Below are 16,088 nucleotides of genomic sequence, written 5' to 3' on the forward strand. Positions count from 1 at the left end.
AAGTCGATTAGAGGGAGGCCCCAAAAGCCTCCCTTTTTTATTGCCTCTAATTCGCCAGCTACCTGTTTGAGCTACGCTGTTGCAACGCAGGGCGAGATAGCCTGCCCTTTTATCAGCCGGGAATTCCAGCCTCTCCAAGCAATTGGCCTCCACTGCAATGAAGACTACTAACACATGCCAATGGACTGTCGGAACCTACCTCGCGCAGAGGTTAAAAGATGCGGGAGTCCGGCATTATTTTGCTCTACCTGGCGACTATAACCTGGTACTGCTGGACCAGCTATTGATGCACAGAGACTTACAGATGATCAGCTGTTGCAATGAGCTAAATGCTGGCTATGCCGCCGATGGCTATGCACGTGCCACTGGTGGGCCATCAGCGGCGGTGGTCACATTCTCCGTTGGTGGATTGAGCATGATTAATGCCGTTGCAGGAGCCTATGCCGAGGACCTACCGCTAATCGCTATCTCTGGTGGGCCAAATACCAATTCTGAAGCTGAGTGGGAATACTTGCATCACACATTGGGCAAGGTCGACTATAGCTATCAGCGAGAGATGTATTCCCGCATAACCGCAGAAACCGTGATCATCCACCACCCCTCACTGGCACCCGCCGCTATCGATCGCGCAATTGATACGGCAATGTTGCGCCGCAAACCGGTATACATTGAGATCGCCGCAAATGTCGCCAACGCTCCAACTTCCGCACCCATACCCCGCGGTTTTGCCAGGCGCGCTACCAGCGATCCCGATTCCCTCAACGCTGCAACCAAGCATGTTGCCGAATTCCTTAATGCCGCTGAGAGACCGGTACTGATCGCCGGAAGTAAAATCCGTGCAGCCAATGCCCGCATCGCCCTTCGCGATTTGGCCCAAAGCTGTAGTTACGGCATCGCCACCATGCCCGATGCTAAGGGCATAGTGTCTGAGGCACACGAGAACTTTATGGGGATCTATTGGGGGCCAGTGAGTACGCCAGGTTGTAGTGAGATAATTGATACCTCCGATGCGCTATTGTTCGCAGGACCACAATTCACTGACTACACAACTACCGGACACCAACTGGGTTTTGAAAAAAGCCGGGCAATCTTCTGCCACCCGGCCTCAATACAACTCGGGGAGACCTGTTACAGCAATGTGCACATGAACGACCTGCTTGAAGCTCTTGTAGGACAACTCAAACCCAACGATGGTGCACTCAAGGCCTACCGAAGAGTCAGCAGTCCAAAACACATTCCTCAGCCAGGCAAAGCCAAGACTCCACTATCTATCCGGCAACTGTTTACACGAATACAGAAACTGCTCGACCGTAAAAGCACTTTGCTGGTGGAAACAGGGGACTCATGGTTTAACGGTATGGAGCTATCCCTGCCTGAAGGTGCACAATTTGAAATCCAGATGCAATACGGGAGTATTGGATGGTCAGTAGGGGCGACTCTTGGTTACGCACTGGGGAAGGACAAAGGCCGCCTTATTTCCTGTATTGGCGACGGTTCTTTCCAGCTGACTGCACAAGAAATTTCCACCATGATCCGCTATCAGGTCGACCCGATTATTTTCCTGATCAACAACGGTGGCTATACCATTGAAGTGGAAATCCATGATGGCCCTTACAATAAGATTAAAAACTGGAACTACGCCCAATTAGTTGAAGTATTTAGTGCGGGAGAAGGTGATGCCTGGGGCTGTAAAGTCAGTACCGAGGGGGAACTGGATAAAGCTATTAAGGAGGCTAAAAGCCGTAAAGAGCTCTGCCTGATAGAAGTGATCATCGACCGCAACGATTGCAATGTGAATCTGCTGCGCTGGGGGAACCAGGTTGCGCGTAATAACGGCCGTGCAAACCGAAGCATGTAAAAAAACCAGGTAAAATGAGAACTACGTTCAGCTCTCAAGTAAGAGTATTAGTCGCCCAGCCTTAGCCTCTATTTAGAAAATCTAAGTGCTCTATAGCACTGCTTCCAATTGGCTAGCACGCCGGTAATACTACTTTTCCTGAACATAATAAAGTCCATTACTTAAAAGCTTACGTCTTATCCATGCCACTGCTACTCTTTGTCACCTTCCTTTGGGCCCTTTCCTTCAGTTTGATCGGGGTTTACCTGGCCGGCCAGGTGGATAGCTACTTTTCCGCAATGAGCCGGGTATTACTCGCCTCCCTGCTATTTTTGCCCATGTTGCGGTGGCGTCGCTCAGGCACTCGCATTGCCTTAACCCTTATGACTATTGGTGGTGTACAGCTTGGGCTGATGTATTTGTTTTATTACCAGTCATTCCTACTTCTGAGCGTCCCGGAAGTCCTGTTGTTTACCATATTTACTCCTCTGTATATTGCCCTTTTATACGACCTACTCAAGAAACGAGTCTCTTTATGGAATCTGGCAATCGCACTATTAGCAGTTTCCGGGGCAGCTATTATTCGCTGGGATAAACCGAACGGCGACTACTGGAATGGATTCGCCATGGTCCAAGGGGCAAATCTATGCTTTGCACTGGGCCAAGTAGCCTACAAGCAGTTCATGCAGCACCGACAGCCACTTGAGCCCAGGCAAACTTTCGGCTGGTTTTTCCTGGGTGCCAGCTTAGTTACCGTGACAGCCTGGACACTATTGGGTGAAGCCAAATATCCGCAAAACGAAATTCAGTGGGGTGTACTAATCTGGCTAGGGCTGGCCGCATCAGGGCTTGGCTACTTTCTTTGGAACAAAGGCGCTACCCAGGTTTCCGCCACAACTTTGGCAGCTATGAATAACGCCTTGATTCCCGCGGGCTTATTGGTAAACCTGTTAATCTGGAATCGAGAAGCCGATATCACAAAACTGGCAGTGGGAGGTGGTGTAATTACCGCAGCCGTAATAATTAGCGAATGGCGCAACAGGAAAAGGGAGATCCACTATGGCGAGTACCGCAGTACCTAACCTCAAGGAGCAACTGCGCCAGCTTGTTGGCACCCCGAGTATCAGTGCCACAGATCCAGCGCTCGATATGGGGAACCGACCGGTGGTGGAACTATTGGCAACCTGGCTGGAAGCCCTCAATTTTAAAGTGGAATTGTTGCCCCTGAAAGGCAACCCTCTCAAGGCCAACATGATCGCCACTTTGGGCGGCAGCTCCGATGGCAATGGCGGACTGATTTTATCCGGACATACCGATACAGTGCCTTATGATGAGGGCCGATGGCAGTCCGATCCTTTCAAGCTGATAGAGCGAGACAATCGCCTATACGGCCTCGGTAGTAGCGATATGAAAGGGTTCTTCCCCCTTGCCATTGAGGCGGCCAAGTCCTTCTTAAATAAGCCTCTGCGCCAACCCCTTACGATTCTTGCAACGGCCGACGAAGAGACCTCAATGGCTGGGGCACAGGCATTGGTCGAAGCAGGGAAACCCCACGGGCGCTTTGCGATAGTAGGTGAACCCACCGGCTTGCGCCCTATACGCATGCACAAAGGGATAATGATGGAGGCAGTGCGAATCACCGGCCAGTCCGGTCACTCTTCCAATCCCAGCCTTGGCGCCAATGCCTTGGAAGCCATGCACTCAGTAATTGGAGAGCTGATGTCTTTGCGAGCCGAATGGCAGCAAAAATACAATAACCCGGGCTTTGCCGTACCTGTCCCAACCTTGAACTTGGGCTGCATCCATGGCGGCGACAACCCTAATAGAATATGCGGCTCTACTGAATTGCAATTCGATGTGCGCCCACTACCAGGCATGCATCTGACAGACCTGCGCGCTGAACTGCAAAAACGTCTAGCCAGCTGTATCGACAACGACAGAATTCGCCTGGAAGTGATTTCCCTATTTCCAGGTGCACAACCTTTCGAGCAAGAGCAGAATTCTGAGCTGGTGCAGACTGCAGAAAAACTCTGTGGCCATACCGCCGGAAGCGTCGCCTTCGCTACAGAGGCTCCCTACTTGAAGAGCATGGGCATTGACACTATTGTGCTGGGTCCAGGTGATATTGACGTAGCCCATCAGCCAGATGAATACCTTGGGCTAGAGCGTATCAATCCCATGGTGGATATATTACGCAAACTGATAGCCCGCTTCTGCCTATAAGCACAGCACCCTAACTCGGCATACAGCAGGAGTCTGGGCACTTCGCCTGGAGTAGATAAAACCTCCAATACTTGTCTTTAAGCTGGCAAGTACCTCAGTAAACGGAAAGGCATTAGTGAGCGACGATAGCGCCTCCCTCAACTGGTTCCGCCATGCGGCACCCTATATTAACGATCTTCGCGGTCGCACCCTGGTGATTGGAGTCCCTGGTGACGCCCTGGAACACACCAATTTCCGTAATTTAGTGCATGACCTAGCGCTACTCGCCAGCCTCGGCGTGCGCTTGGTAGTCGTTCATGGCGCCCGCGCCCAAGTGAACCGGGCCCTTGCTGAGAGCGGCATAGAGAGCCGCTTTCACGACAATAACCGGGTCACCAATCGAGAGAGCCTGGAGATAATTAAAGCTGCGGTGGGTAGATTGCGATTTGATATCGAAGCCGCATTTTCACAGGGTCTACCTGACTCCCCTATGGCCCGCTCAGCTTTGAAAGTGATTTCCGGTAACCTGGTTACCGCACGGCCCTGCGGAGTGCTTGATGGTGTCGACTTGGGCTGGACAGGTACCGTTCGGAGAATGGAAGTCAATACCATTGAGCAAGCCTTAGACCAGGGTGCGCTGGTATTGCTCTCTCCACTGGGCACTTCGCTGACAGGGGAACTGTTCAATATCAACTACCTCGACCTGGCAGCGGAGGCAGCGCGGGTATTACGAGCAGAGAAGCTGGTACTGTTCCGCGAACCTGCCCAGTTAATCTTGGACGGTAACCCGGTTCACGAACTCAGTATTGTACAGGCTGAACAAGTTTCTGCTCGAGTACGAAGCAAAGCTCTAGGGTGTGCCATACGCGCCTGTAATTCCGGGATCGCTCGTACCCATTTGCTCAGCTACTGTCAGAATGGCGCTCTTATCCAGGAGCTGTTTCGCCGCGAGGGTGCCGGTACCATGATCTACCGGGATAGCTATGAAGTGGTGCGCCGTGCGCGTATCACCGATGTTGGTGGCATTCTCGGCCTTATTCGCCCGCTGGAGAAGCAGGGTGTCCTGGTACGTCGCTCTCGGGAAAAGCTCGAAGCAGAGATTGAGCATTTCACTCTGGTAGAAGTCGATGGGACCCCGGTGGCTTGTGCTGCTCTCTACCCGATCAGAGATGACAGCGGGATCACATCAGCAGCGGAAATTGCCTGTGTGGCCAGCCATCCCGAATTCCGCGGCGGTGGCCGTGGCGCCAAGTTGATGCGACACCTGGAGCGTCAGGCCCGCACCCTAAATGTCGATGAGCTCTATGTGCTCACCACGCAGACCGAGCATTGGTTTATTGAGCAGGGGTTTAAGCAAGTGGCGATCAAGGACCTGCCCACATCTCGCAAGTCTCTCTACAATATTCAGCGCAATTCGCGGATTCTGCGTAAACGCATCACTGCCAGCCCTCCTGCATAAACCGCTCCATCCGAAATTTTCATCCTAGTAAGTCGCGCAACTTGATCAAGTTGCGCGAAAATATCCCAGATATCGGATTTTTTTGATAAGCTGACGCTCTAATTTACACAGCCGGATGCTTGTACCATGCCCAGATATCGTTCCCGTACCTCCACCGCCGGACGCAACATGGCCGGCGCCCGGGCACTGTGGCGAGCCACAGGAATGACCGACGCCGATTTCCACAAGCCGATTATCGCCATCGCCAACTCTTTCACCCAGTTTGTGCCGGGCCACGTACACCTGAAGGATATGGGACAACTGGTGGCAAGGGAGATAGAGCGAGCCGGTGGTGTCGCCAAGGAATTCAATACCATCGCCGTAGATGATGGCATTGCCATGGGCCACGACGGCATGCTCTACAGCCTGCCCAGCCGTGAGATTATCGCCGATTCAGTAGAATACATGGTCAACGCACACTGTGCTGATGCCCTGGTATGTATATCCAACTGTGACAAGATCACTCCGGGAATGCTGATGGCCGCTCTACGTCTGAATATCCCGGTTATTTTTGTATCCGGCGGACCAATGGAGGCCGGTAAAACCAAGCTGGCCGATCATAAACTGGATCTTGTCGATGCGATGGTGATCGCTGCTACGGATACAGCAACTGATGAAGAGGTTGCAGAGTACGAGCGCTCCGCCTGCCCTACCTGCGGCTCATGCTCCGGCATGTTCACCGCAAATTCTATGAACTGTCTGACTGAGGCACTGGGCCTCTCACTGCCAGGCAATGGCACCCTGTTGGCCACCCATGCGGACCGCAAAGAGTTGTTCCTGCGCGCAGGACGAGAAATTGTTTCGCTAACGAAGCGTTACTACGAAGAAAATGACGAGAGCGCCCTGCCTCGCAATATCGCCAACCGCAGTGCTTTCATGAATGCCATGGCTCTCGATATCGCCATGGGTGGCTCGACCAACACGATATTACATCTACTCGCCGCTGCCCAGGAGGGCGATATCGACTTCAACTTACAGGATATCGATCGACTCTCCCGCGAGGTACCGCAACTGTGCAAAGTCGCGCCTAACACAGAGAAGTACCATGTTGAGGACGTCCACCGAGCCGGTGGGGTAATGGCGATTCTCGGCGAATTGGAATCTGCTGGGTTAATTGATGCCTCCCTGCCCACAGCCTACGGTGGCTCATTAGCGGATGCACTAAAGCAATGGGATATCTCTCGCACCGATAAGCAATCGGTGCGTGACTTCTACCGGGCTGGTCCCGCAGGAATTCCCACACAGACCGCATTTAGCCAGGCCTGCCGCTGGCCAACTCTTGATGTCGATCGCCAGCAAGGCTGTATTCGCTCAGCCGAGCACGCTTATTCTGCTGAGGGCGGGCTGGCAGTTTTATTCGGCAACCTGGCCCCTAATGGCTGCGTAGTGAAAACTTCCGGCGTAGACGAGGCGCTTTGGCATTTTGAAGGCCCAGCTCATGTGGTTGAGAGCCAAGAGGAGGCGGTTTCGCATATTCTCAAGGGCAAAGTTCACAAAGGTGAAGCCGTGATAGTGCGCTATGAGGGCCCCAAAGGCGGCCCCGGTATGCAGGAGATGCTCTACCCCACCAGCTACCTGAAATCCAAGGGATTAGGGGAACACTGTGCATTAATTACTGATGGTCGCTTCTCAGGCGGAACTTCCGGCCTCTCTATCGGGCATGTATCACCAGAAGCAGCTTCTGGTGGCACTATCGCCTTAGTGCGAAATGGAGATCCAATACATATTGATATTCCCGCCCGAAAAATAGAGGTCGCGATTAGTGATAAGGAGCTCGAGAAACGCCGCCAGGATATGGTCAGCCTCGGCCCACAAGCCTGGAAACCGGGTGAATCTCGCCCCCGCAAGGTAAGTAAAGCTCTTAAAGCGTATGCGTTACTCGCCACCAGTGCCGATCGGGGCGCGGTGCGAGAAATTGATTGACTAAAAACATGAAGTAAAAAGGCCCTCTTTGAGGGCCGTTTTTTTATTTCATTGCGCCAACTTATAAGTAATACGATTACGCACACCATAGCGCTCTACAGGCTGACCGTCTTCCATTTGCGGCTGGTATTTAAATCGCTCAGCCGCTGCCAGTGCCGAGCGATTGAATACATTGGTAGGGTTCCCAGCGCTGTCGAATCCCCCAACTACCTGGGCATCACGCACCGCTCCGGTTTTGGTTATCGTAAACTCCACAACTACGTAACCCTCCATGCCTCTGCGCATAGCCACACTAGGGTAACGCGGTGCGGGCTTATAAACAGGGAGAGGTTCTCTCGATACAATAACCGGGTTACCCCCAGTTTCAGCAACCGGCGGAGCAACCGTTGGTATGGTATCTATAATCTCTACGTCTCTGATCACCTCAGTGCGCTGAATTGGTGGCGGAATATCCTGAGGGCTGGGCGGTGCCTGGTACTCTTTAACCGTTACCACCTTTTTCTCAGTGATATCTATTGGTTGAATCGTCGGTAACGGCTTAGCCACCGGCTCCACAAAATTAGTGGAAATCAACTGGCTCATTAAAAAAATCAACCCGAGAGTTATCAGGGCAGCATAGGCCAAACCTTTGGCATAGCCAGAAAGCTGATAGGTAAGTAGAAATTCAGGGCTGGAAATTGGCGGGCAAGCTCTATCCATAACACCTCTCCTATTATTGTTAGGGTGCAAAAACGGCATCTGGAGTGCCGAAATGGAAAAAGCTGATCAGCTGACTCTAATCATTAGTCAATTCACGAAAAAATGCAAATAGTCCATTAATACAGGTTATTTAGCCTGGGCAATTGAGAGAACTCTAGAAAAGAAAAAAGGCCATACATTTCTGTATGGCCTCCTAAAAAAAGGTAAATAATTGAAGGAAATTAAATCGCTAACTGCTCTTCACGCTTTTTCTCACCCTCAACGTAAGCGATCCACTGCTGCGCAGACTTTTTAGAACGCTCATCTTTTGAAGCTTTCTTGAGACTTACCAAAGCTGCGTCATAACGTTTCAGGTTAGCATTAGCCATACCCATCACGATGTGAAGCTGATCGACACGCTTAATTTTGCCTTTTGCAAAAGCCTTCTTGCCCATCGAAATGGCTTTCTCATTCTGATCCAGATCCAAATAGATACCGGCCAAACGTGAGTAAATTTCCCCTTTGTCTGACAAGCTAGCTGCAGCCTCCAGCTGAGGGATTGCTTTTTGCAGCTCCTGAGCCATCTGGTAAGCCTGGGCTAAAGTCTCCAGGTTCTTAGCTGTTCGAGGGATCTTCTTCTCTTTAATACCTCTGGCAATAACCTTGGCACCTTTATAAGGCATTTCATGCCCCATAAAGAGATAGCCCATGTTCAGTAAATCCCGATCTTTCTCCAAAGCACCAGCAATATAAGCTGCTTCCATCATATGAAGCTGGTCTTTGTCACGCTTAAGCTCACCGTACATAGCTGCAAGAGTTTTGTAGTACACCGGCTTCGGGTAATACTGCACTAATTTTTCCAGAACACCCGCTACTTTTTTGTAGTCGTTGCGCTCGAAATACACAAACTGCTGCAACCCGTACCAGCCTTCCTTCGGTACCTTGCCCTCTTTCTCATACATGGATACCGCTACGTTGATATCCTTCAGTGCCTTAGCTTGGTCACCAACTTGGTTATAAGCCTGAGCGCGCAATGCATAAGAATCTGCAGTAATACGATCAGAAACCTTGAACCACTGGTTCAAGTAATTGATCGCCTGCTTATAGTCTTCGGTTACGAAATAAAGTTGGGCCAAGGTAAACAAAGTGCCCACTTCAAGTGCTACTGGCAGGTTTTTTTCACCCTGACTCAGCACTTTCTTGAAGTAAGGAATAGCCTCTTTGTAGCGCTCGGTACTGTAGTAAACCACACCAAAGAAATTGTACATCTGTGCTATTTCATAGCCATTGTACCGTTTCTTGCTCGCATCCATTTCCTTCAGCGCAGCAAGAGCACCCGCCCAATCCTCTGCATCTGCAGCTTCCTGGGCCTTTTCCAGTTTTTTATACGCCGCTTCGCGCATTGCCGGAACTTTACGGGTCTTTTCTTTACTAGGCTTTTTTTGCTCTTGTGCCTGTGCCGAGGCGAAAGATGCGGAAACACCCGCTGCTTCAAGCACGGTAACACTGACTGCTGGTGCCAAGACCAGGGGCAGCGCTACTGAGGTGCGCAGAGCGAGCTTGGACAAACTTTTGCTAATGCTTGTCAACTTCATAGTGCTTCCCCTTAGTTTTTGGCCATATTAAAGCTGATCTTAGTCCTTACATTGGGAACTTCGGTCGGCTTGCCATCGACTACCCGCGGCTTGTACTTGTATTTCAGTGCAGACTTAAGCGCAGCTCTGTTGAAAACAGAAGTAGGCTTACCATCTAGCGTGAAAGCTTCAATTACGATGGGGTCACGTACAGAGCCGTTTGTGGTCACCGTATATTCCACAATCACATACCCTTCCATTCCGCGCTGCAGGGCGCGTCGAGGGTACTGAGGCTGCACCTTAACAATTGGCAGATAATCCCCCTCACCAAAGCTGAAGCCCGACAACTTGACGCCGCCACCTGCTCTAGGGGCAGCAACACTGATACTGGTATCAATATTCGGGTCTTCAAACTCAGGCTCTGGCATCTCCGGCGGAGGCGTTTCTGGCTCCTCCGGTTTCACCGGTTTGGTCGTATCGTACTGTGTTTCGATCTTCTGCTCAGGCATCACCACATCGGCAACTTTGAATTGCTCCTTTTCCTCTGGAGCCTTCATGTTTGCCTGAATCAGCTGATGCATGGTGAAGATGAGGCCGAAGGTGGTGGCTACCGCCAACGTACCTGCCCCAAGAAGTCTTACCGGATTCATAGCTGTTAACTCTTTTCTGTCGCGACCGAAACTTTCTTGATGCCAATTTTCCTGGCAGCTTCCGCAATCAGGGCAATCTTCTCAATACTCGCTTCCTTATCGGGCTGAATTACCAACCACCCTTTTGGGTTTTCCGAGTAGAGGCGCTCCAGGACAATTCTCACCTGGCGCTCATCAACCTTATCTTTGGCAATCCAGATCTCATCACTGTCGTTGATCGCTACCAGAATAGAGGCGGCCTTGAGTTCAGCGGTTGTCGCATCCGGCTTCACAACATCAGCACCCGGTTCTTTAATAAAAGTCGCGGTGACGATAAAGAAGATCAGCATGATGAACACCACATCCAGCATGGGCGTGAGGTCAATAGCACCCGCTTCTTCTGCCGTATTTTGTCTTTTGCTCATAGCAACTCTCTTAGCGAACTTTCCCGCGAGGGGCTCCAAGGGAGCACCCTCGGTGAAAATATCTGGTTGGCTAAACCTTCACAGCAAATAAGCTCACCTATTCGCTTATGTGTGCTTAGTGGTCCATCGTCAGATGGTCTTCCAGCAGCTGAGTCTCACGCTCTGCTTTCCGGGCAAGGTAAGTGTTGGCAAATACACCTGAGAGGGCCGCAACCATTCCCGCCATTGTCGGGATAGTTGCCATGGATACACCACTGGCCATCTGCTTGGCGTCACCACCACCAGTAATCGCGAGAACATCGAACACATTGATCATGCCCCAGACCGTACCCAGCAGCCCGAACAAGGGCGCAAGGGCAACACAAGCCTGGATCATATCCATATTGTCCTGAATTTTCTCGGATACCCGGGAGATCATCGCGTAGCGGATCTGGTGGGCCCCCCAGGATTTGCGCTCACCGCGTCCCTCCCATTGGTCAACCACACCTTGAACATCAACCTTCAACGCTTTGTTGAAGTAAAAGACCCGCTCAAAAATCAGCGTCCACATAAAGAAGGTCAGGCCGGCGATCAGGAACAGTACTGGCCCGCCCGACGCCATAAAGGCGTTGACGGCGGCCCATGCGTCGATTAATGCGTGCATGTTGCCGCCTCCTCTTATTTACGCTCGGCGTTTTCCGCCACGATACCGGCACTCTGCTCTTCCAGAATATGCAGAATACGCTTGGCGCGGCCGTTAACGATGGTGTGCATCAATACAGTCGGGATAGCAACACACAGACCGAGAACGGTGGTAATCAATGCAGAAGAGATACCACCAGCCATAGCTTTAGGATCACCAGCACCGAAGATAGTAATCGCCTGGAAGGTAATGATCATACCGGTAACGGTACCCAGCAGACCCAGCAGCGGAGCTACCATTGCAATAATCTTCAACAGGTTGAGACCGGATTCAATTGCTGGGCGCTCTTTCAGAACGGCTTCTTCCATCTTCAGCTCTAGAGTCTCGCCGTCGACACCTTTGTTTTCTTCAGCTACTGCCAGTACACGGCCCAGTGGGTTATTCGTATTAGGGGTAGCTGAACGCAACTGAGCACTTACCTTGGCACTAACACCGGTCAGAACAATCAGGCGGAAAATGGCCAGCAGCATCGCAAATACACCAACTGCAGTGATGATATAACCTACGATGTCACCCTGGTGCCAACGCTCAACAATATCCGGGCTGTTGATCATGGCTTTCAGGTAGGAACCACCGGTAGGACCAGTCGGGTCAACACCAAATGCACTGAAGCCAGCTGTGGAGGCCTGCAGGCTTTCTGCCATACCCTGGAACTTGGCATCCGGCTGACGGATCAACTCAGCCATTTTGTAGGCTTTATTCATCTCCAGGTACTTGCCGTTGGAAACCAGGTTGAAGTTACCAACACGCACAACTTCCTGCTGAGCCTGTTCTCCGCTAGGCTTGATCACAGTTGCGTTGAACTTAACAACCTTGCCAGACTCCACGGTCTCACGCTGAATCTCAAACCACAGGCGTTCGATCTCTTCGATAGTGGGCAGCTGAGTAGCGCTGTTCATCTTTGCCAGCAGGCCATCAATAAACTCGGTACGGCCAGGATACTGGGCAGATACCAGAGAAGAGCCAACATTCGCTCTCAGGTCTGCTGCAGTAGAGGACATATGGCCGAATAGCTCTTTCAGGGAGCCCAGACGCTCGTCCAGCTGCTGGCGCTTCTGGTCAACAGCAACTTCCTGTTCCTGGTATTTCTTTTCCAGCTCGGCAGAGCGCTTTTCTTCCGCCGTGCGAGTGTCTTTGGCCTTGTTCAGCAGAGATTGCTGATTAGCTTTCTGGCGACGGAAATCAGCTTCACGCTGTTTGTGCTCTTTGGATTCAGCAATTTTGGATTGTTGAACCATTTTCAGCAGATCGTCGAGGGAAGCTGCTTTCTCTTGGGCAACAGCAGAGAAGCTGATCAGGCCAGCCGCTGCTGCAACTAATACGCGTTTGGCAATAGAGGATTTCATTGCGCTGCCTCCGGAGCCGGGATCGGCATGGTCATGATGTCGATAGTGGCCTGCTTCTTGGCGATCTTCAGGCCATTCATGAGGGCGCGGCGATATTCGCCAGCATCGATTTCAACCCAGGCTTTCTGGCCTTTATCGTAGGCAAGAGAGATCTCGGAATCGGTAGTCTGAGCCAGCAGAGCGATACGGCCGATCTGCAGCACGTTTACTTCGCGCTCCTGGCCATTTACGTTCAGGGAATCACCGTAAGTGTCAATCTTACGCGCGTACTCCGCTTCGAAGTTGTACAGCTCCAATACCTGACGGAATTTCTCCGCAACAGTAATATCGGAACGGTCCATATTGTTCTTTACACCTTCGAGGTTTGCCATGCGCTCGTCCAGTTTGAACGGGGCATCCAATTCGATGAACTGCTCCAGACCTTCCAGCATGCGCAGGATCAGCGGCTGGATTTGACGTTCAATGACAGTAACGTTGGCAATAGATGCATCCAGCTCATTGATAACCTGGAGCTGGTTGGCCAGCTGCTTTTCCAGCTGACGGTTGTATACGCGCAGACCATCGATTTCTTTATTGACCACCTTGAAGTCCTGCAGCAGGCTGCTAGTTTCTTCGGCAATCTTGTCGATGCGCTTTTGCGATGCCTGGGCCGCAGTGGTTTTCTGCTGGCCGACGGCGAGTACGTTATCGAGAGTATCCGCAGTGGCTACGCTGCCGTAGAGCGCGCCGGCAGACAGCGCAGTGGTCAGCGCCACAGCCATGAATCGCTTGGTTTTCATTAGACCCCCCAGTGGGTTCAATATTTCACAACATGGTCGCGATGAGTTAGCTGCCACAACGCGGTGTCCTTTTGTTTTAAAAACATTGGTTAGAAGACAGCTAAGAGCCGCACATTGTAAACAGCCGATTTGATTATTCAAATGCCGATTGTCAGCATCGGCCCGCATGGGTAGCAAGGTAACAACCGGGTAACAAAACCGGGTCACTTGCACACATTGGCGGCGGTGTTCCTTGTGTAGGCTGTCGCAGAATTTAACAGATTGATCAACTTTTAATCAAATTGTTTTTATTTAAATCTGTCGTACTGAACTAATGCGTAGTTGTACTCATTCTTGTCTGAAGCAGGGTAACACTCCCGCACCACTTCGACCCATGAGTCGTCAATCTCTGGGAAGAAGGCGTCCCCTTCCACATCGGCATCCACCTCGGTGATATAGAGTCGCGCTGCCATTGGTAGGGCCTGGCGGTAGACCTGCGCCCCACCGATCACCATCAATTCAGCCGCACCTGCCAGTGAGGCCCGCTCACCGGCAAGGTCCAGGGCGGACTCCAGAGAGTCCACCACTTCGACACCTTCAGCTGCCCAATCACGATTGCGGGTGATCACGATATTGACGCGACCCGGTAGAGGTCGGCCGATAGACTCATAGGTTTTGCGCCCCATCACTACAGGTTTGCCCATAGTCGTGCGCTTAAAGAACTGCAGATCACCTGAAATACGCCAGGGGAGCTCATTGTTTTTACCGATAGCACCATTGCGCGCTATAGCCGCAATCAGGGCGATAGATGTATCCATACCTCTCCCCTTAAACCGCGACCGGTGCCGGTATATGCGGATGAGCCTCATAGTTTTGCAGCTCGAAATCTTCAAAGCGGAAGGCGAACAGATCTTCCACATCGGGGTTTAGTTGCATCTTTGGTAGCGGCAGAGGCTCACGCTGCAATTGCAGCTCAACCTGCTCCAGGTGATTGGAGTAGAGATGAGCATCACCAAAAGTATGAATGAACTCGCCCGGCTTAAGGCCACAAACCTGTGCCAACATCAGGGTTAGCAGGCTGTAGGAAGCAATATTAAAGGGGACTCCGAGGAAGATATCCGCGCTGCGCTGATACAGCTGGCAGGACAACTTACCCTCAGCCACGTAAAACTGAAACAGCGCGTGGCAGGGAGCGAGCGCCATACGCCCCTCACGGGCATTATCTGCCGGGGAAATCCCCTCATCGGGAAGATCTGCCGGGTTCCAGGCACTGACAATCAGGCGCCGGGAATCGGGACGGGTTTTTAATTGGTGTACCAGCTGTTCAATCTGGTCGATTTGGCGGCCATCCGGTGTCGGCCAGGAGCGCCACTGATGGCCGTATACCGGACCCAGGTCACCATCTTCTGCGGCCCACTCATCCCAGATTCTTACCCTATTTTCCTGCAGGTAACGGATATTGGTATCCCCCCGCAAGAACCAAAGGAGTTCGTGGATGATCGAGCGTAAATGGCACTTTTTCGTGGTAATTAGCGGAAACCCCTCCGCGAGGTCACAGCGCATCTGATACCCAAAAACGCTTAAGGTGCCGGTGCCTGTACGGTCACCTTTTTCCGTGCCGTGATCGCGCACATGGCGCATTAGATCGAGGTACTGCTTCATCTATTGCTATGCTCCGCCATTAACTTGGGAACGCGTCCGCTTATTGCCATTTTTACCAACACGCCCCTCTGGTAGAGGCTGGGTTCGGTAACTCCACACCAGCAGAGCGATACCGGCCAAAATCATCGGCAGGCTCAGAAGCTGGCCACGGGTCATCCAGCCAAAAAGATCGAAACCGATATGACCATCCGGTTCCCGCACAAATTCCACGAGGAAGCGGAATATGCCGTAAAGCAGAACAAACATACCGCCTACGGCAAGGCGTGGACGCGGTTTACTGGAAAACCACCAGAGCACAGCAAAGAGCACAAGCCCTTCAAGAAATGCCTGGTAAAGCTGGGAGGGGTGCCTGGACAGCAGCTCAGGATCGCGGGGAAATACCATGCCCCAGGGGCCTTCAGTCGGCCGGCCCCAGAGTTCCTGGCCGATAAAGTTGCCCATCCGGCCCAGTCCCAAGCCAATAGGCACCAAGGGAGCCACAAAGTCGATTAGCACGGGGAAGGTTGTACCAATTTTACGGGCGTATAGAACGGTAGCCAGCATCACTCCCACCAGGCCTCCGTGGAAGCTCATACCGCCCTCCCACACTTTAAGCAGCGAAAGCGGATTCTCAATCAATTGCGGCAGGTTGTAGAAGAACATATAACCGAGTCGCCCGCCAACAACTACGCCTATTGCACAGTAAAGAATTAAGTCTTCGACTTCTGATTTAATTACCGGAGACCATGGTTTGGTGCTGCGACGCAGTGCCAACCACCAGGCTGCGATAAAGCCGAACAGGTACATCAAGCCATACCAGTGCACTTTTAATGGGCCAATAGCGATGGCCACCGGGTCTATTTCAGGGTAAGTCAGCATGGGGGAATCGAGATTG

Annotated in this window: 15 protein-coding genes; 5 read left to right on the forward strand and 10 right to left on the reverse strand. The window is 51.9% G+C overall.

Annotated features, from left to right (window positions below):
• Positions 1 to 157: 157 nt before the first annotated feature.
• From ACJJJB_RS17190 to ilvD, 5 genes are all read left to right on the forward strand, one after another.
• The gene (locus tag ACJJJB_RS17190) at positions 158 to 1,858 is read left to right on the forward strand and encodes a thiamine pyrophosphate-binding protein (protein WP_445365225.1); all 1,701 of its coding nucleotides are present in this window, start codon (positions 158 to 160) and stop codon (positions 1,856 to 1,858) included.
• A gap of 182 nt (positions 1,859 to 2,040) precedes the next feature.
• A complete protein-coding gene (locus tag ACJJJB_RS17195; protein ID WP_020414285.1) occupies positions 2,041 to 2,919 on the forward strand; it encodes a DMT family transporter in 879 nt (292 codons plus the stop codon).
• Entirely contained in the window at positions 2,897 to 4,060 is a 1,164-nt protein-coding gene (gene argE, locus ACJJJB_RS17200; protein ID WP_444946039.1) for an acetylornithine deacetylase, read from the forward strand. Before ACJJJB_RS17195 ends, argE begins: the two co-directional genes overlap by 23 nt.
• A 115-nt stretch (positions 4,061 to 4,175) precedes the next feature.
• Positions 4,176 to 5,498: an amino-acid N-acetyltransferase gene (argA, locus tag ACJJJB_RS17205; RefSeq protein WP_020414283.1), complete on the forward strand. Its 1,323-nt coding sequence runs from the start codon at positions 4,176 to 4,178 to the stop codon at positions 5,496 to 5,498.
• A 126-nt stretch (positions 5,499 to 5,624) separates the two neighbouring features.
• Positions 5,625 to 7,460: a dihydroxy-acid dehydratase gene (ilvD, locus tag ACJJJB_RS17210; RefSeq protein WP_445365226.1), complete on the forward strand. Its 1,836-nt coding sequence runs from the start codon at positions 5,625 to 5,627 to the stop codon at positions 7,458 to 7,460.
• 48 nt (positions 7,461 to 7,508) lie between these two features.
• Here ilvD and ACJJJB_RS17215 read toward each other — a convergent pair whose 3' ends face one another.
• The 10 genes from ACJJJB_RS17215 to lgt all read right to left on the reverse strand — a co-directional run bounded on the left by ACJJJB_RS17215 (position 7,509) and on the right by lgt (position 16,072).
• Entirely contained in the window at positions 7,509 to 8,159 is a 651-nt protein-coding gene (locus tag ACJJJB_RS17215) for an energy transducer TonB (RefSeq protein WP_020414281.1), read from the reverse strand.
• A 221-nt stretch (positions 8,160 to 8,380) separates the two neighbouring features.
• Positions 8,381 to 9,733, reverse strand: coding sequence for a tetratricopeptide repeat protein (locus ACJJJB_RS17220; protein WP_353375543.1), 1,353 nt, complete (start codon positions 9,731 to 9,733; stop codon positions 8,381 to 8,383).
• Between the two features lie 11 nt (positions 9,734 to 9,744).
• Complete coding sequence (locus ACJJJB_RS17225; protein ID WP_282952259.1) at positions 9,745 to 10,362, reverse strand: energy transducer TonB; 618 nt, start codon at positions 10,360 to 10,362, stop codon at positions 9,745 to 9,747.
• Between the two features lie 5 nt (positions 10,363 to 10,367).
• Complete coding sequence (locus ACJJJB_RS17230; protein WP_445365227.1) at positions 10,368 to 10,766, reverse strand: ExbD/TolR family protein; 399 nt, start codon at positions 10,764 to 10,766, stop codon at positions 10,368 to 10,370.
• Positions 10,767 to 10,881: 115 nt separating this feature from the next.
• Positions 10,882 to 11,409: a MotA/TolQ/ExbB proton channel family protein gene (locus tag ACJJJB_RS17235; RefSeq protein ID WP_282952257.1), complete on the reverse strand. Its 528-nt coding sequence runs from the start codon at positions 11,407 to 11,409 to the stop codon at positions 10,882 to 10,884.
• Between the two features lie 14 nt (positions 11,410 to 11,423).
• Positions 11,424 to 12,794 carry a MotA/TolQ/ExbB proton channel family protein gene (locus ACJJJB_RS17240; protein WP_282952256.1) on the reverse strand — a complete coding sequence of 457 codons (1,371 nt, stop codon included), beginning with the start codon at positions 12,792 to 12,794 and terminating at the stop codon, positions 11,424 to 11,426.
• Positions 12,791 to 13,573, reverse strand: coding sequence for a DUF3450 domain-containing protein (locus ACJJJB_RS17245; protein WP_020414275.1), 783 nt, complete (start codon positions 13,571 to 13,573; stop codon positions 12,791 to 12,793). Before ACJJJB_RS17245 ends, ACJJJB_RS17240 begins: the two co-directional genes overlap by 4 nt.
• A gap of 287 nt (positions 13,574 to 13,860) precedes the next feature.
• Positions 13,861 to 14,370, reverse strand: coding sequence for a dihydrofolate reductase (locus tag ACJJJB_RS17250; protein ID WP_444946037.1), 510 nt, complete (start codon positions 14,368 to 14,370; stop codon positions 13,861 to 13,863).
• Between the two features lie 10 nt (positions 14,371 to 14,380).
• Positions 14,381 to 15,214: a thymidylate synthase gene (locus tag ACJJJB_RS17255; RefSeq protein WP_444902532.1), complete on the reverse strand. Its 834-nt coding sequence runs from the start codon at positions 15,212 to 15,214 to the stop codon at positions 14,381 to 14,383.
• Between the two features lie 6 nt (positions 15,215 to 15,220).
• Positions 15,221 to 16,072, reverse strand: coding sequence for a prolipoprotein diacylglyceryl transferase (gene lgt, locus ACJJJB_RS17260; RefSeq protein WP_444946036.1), 852 nt, complete (start codon positions 16,070 to 16,072; stop codon positions 15,221 to 15,223).
• Positions 16,073 to 16,088: the final 16 nt, after the last annotated feature.

This window comes from Microbulbifer variabilis (assembly GCF_052468405.1).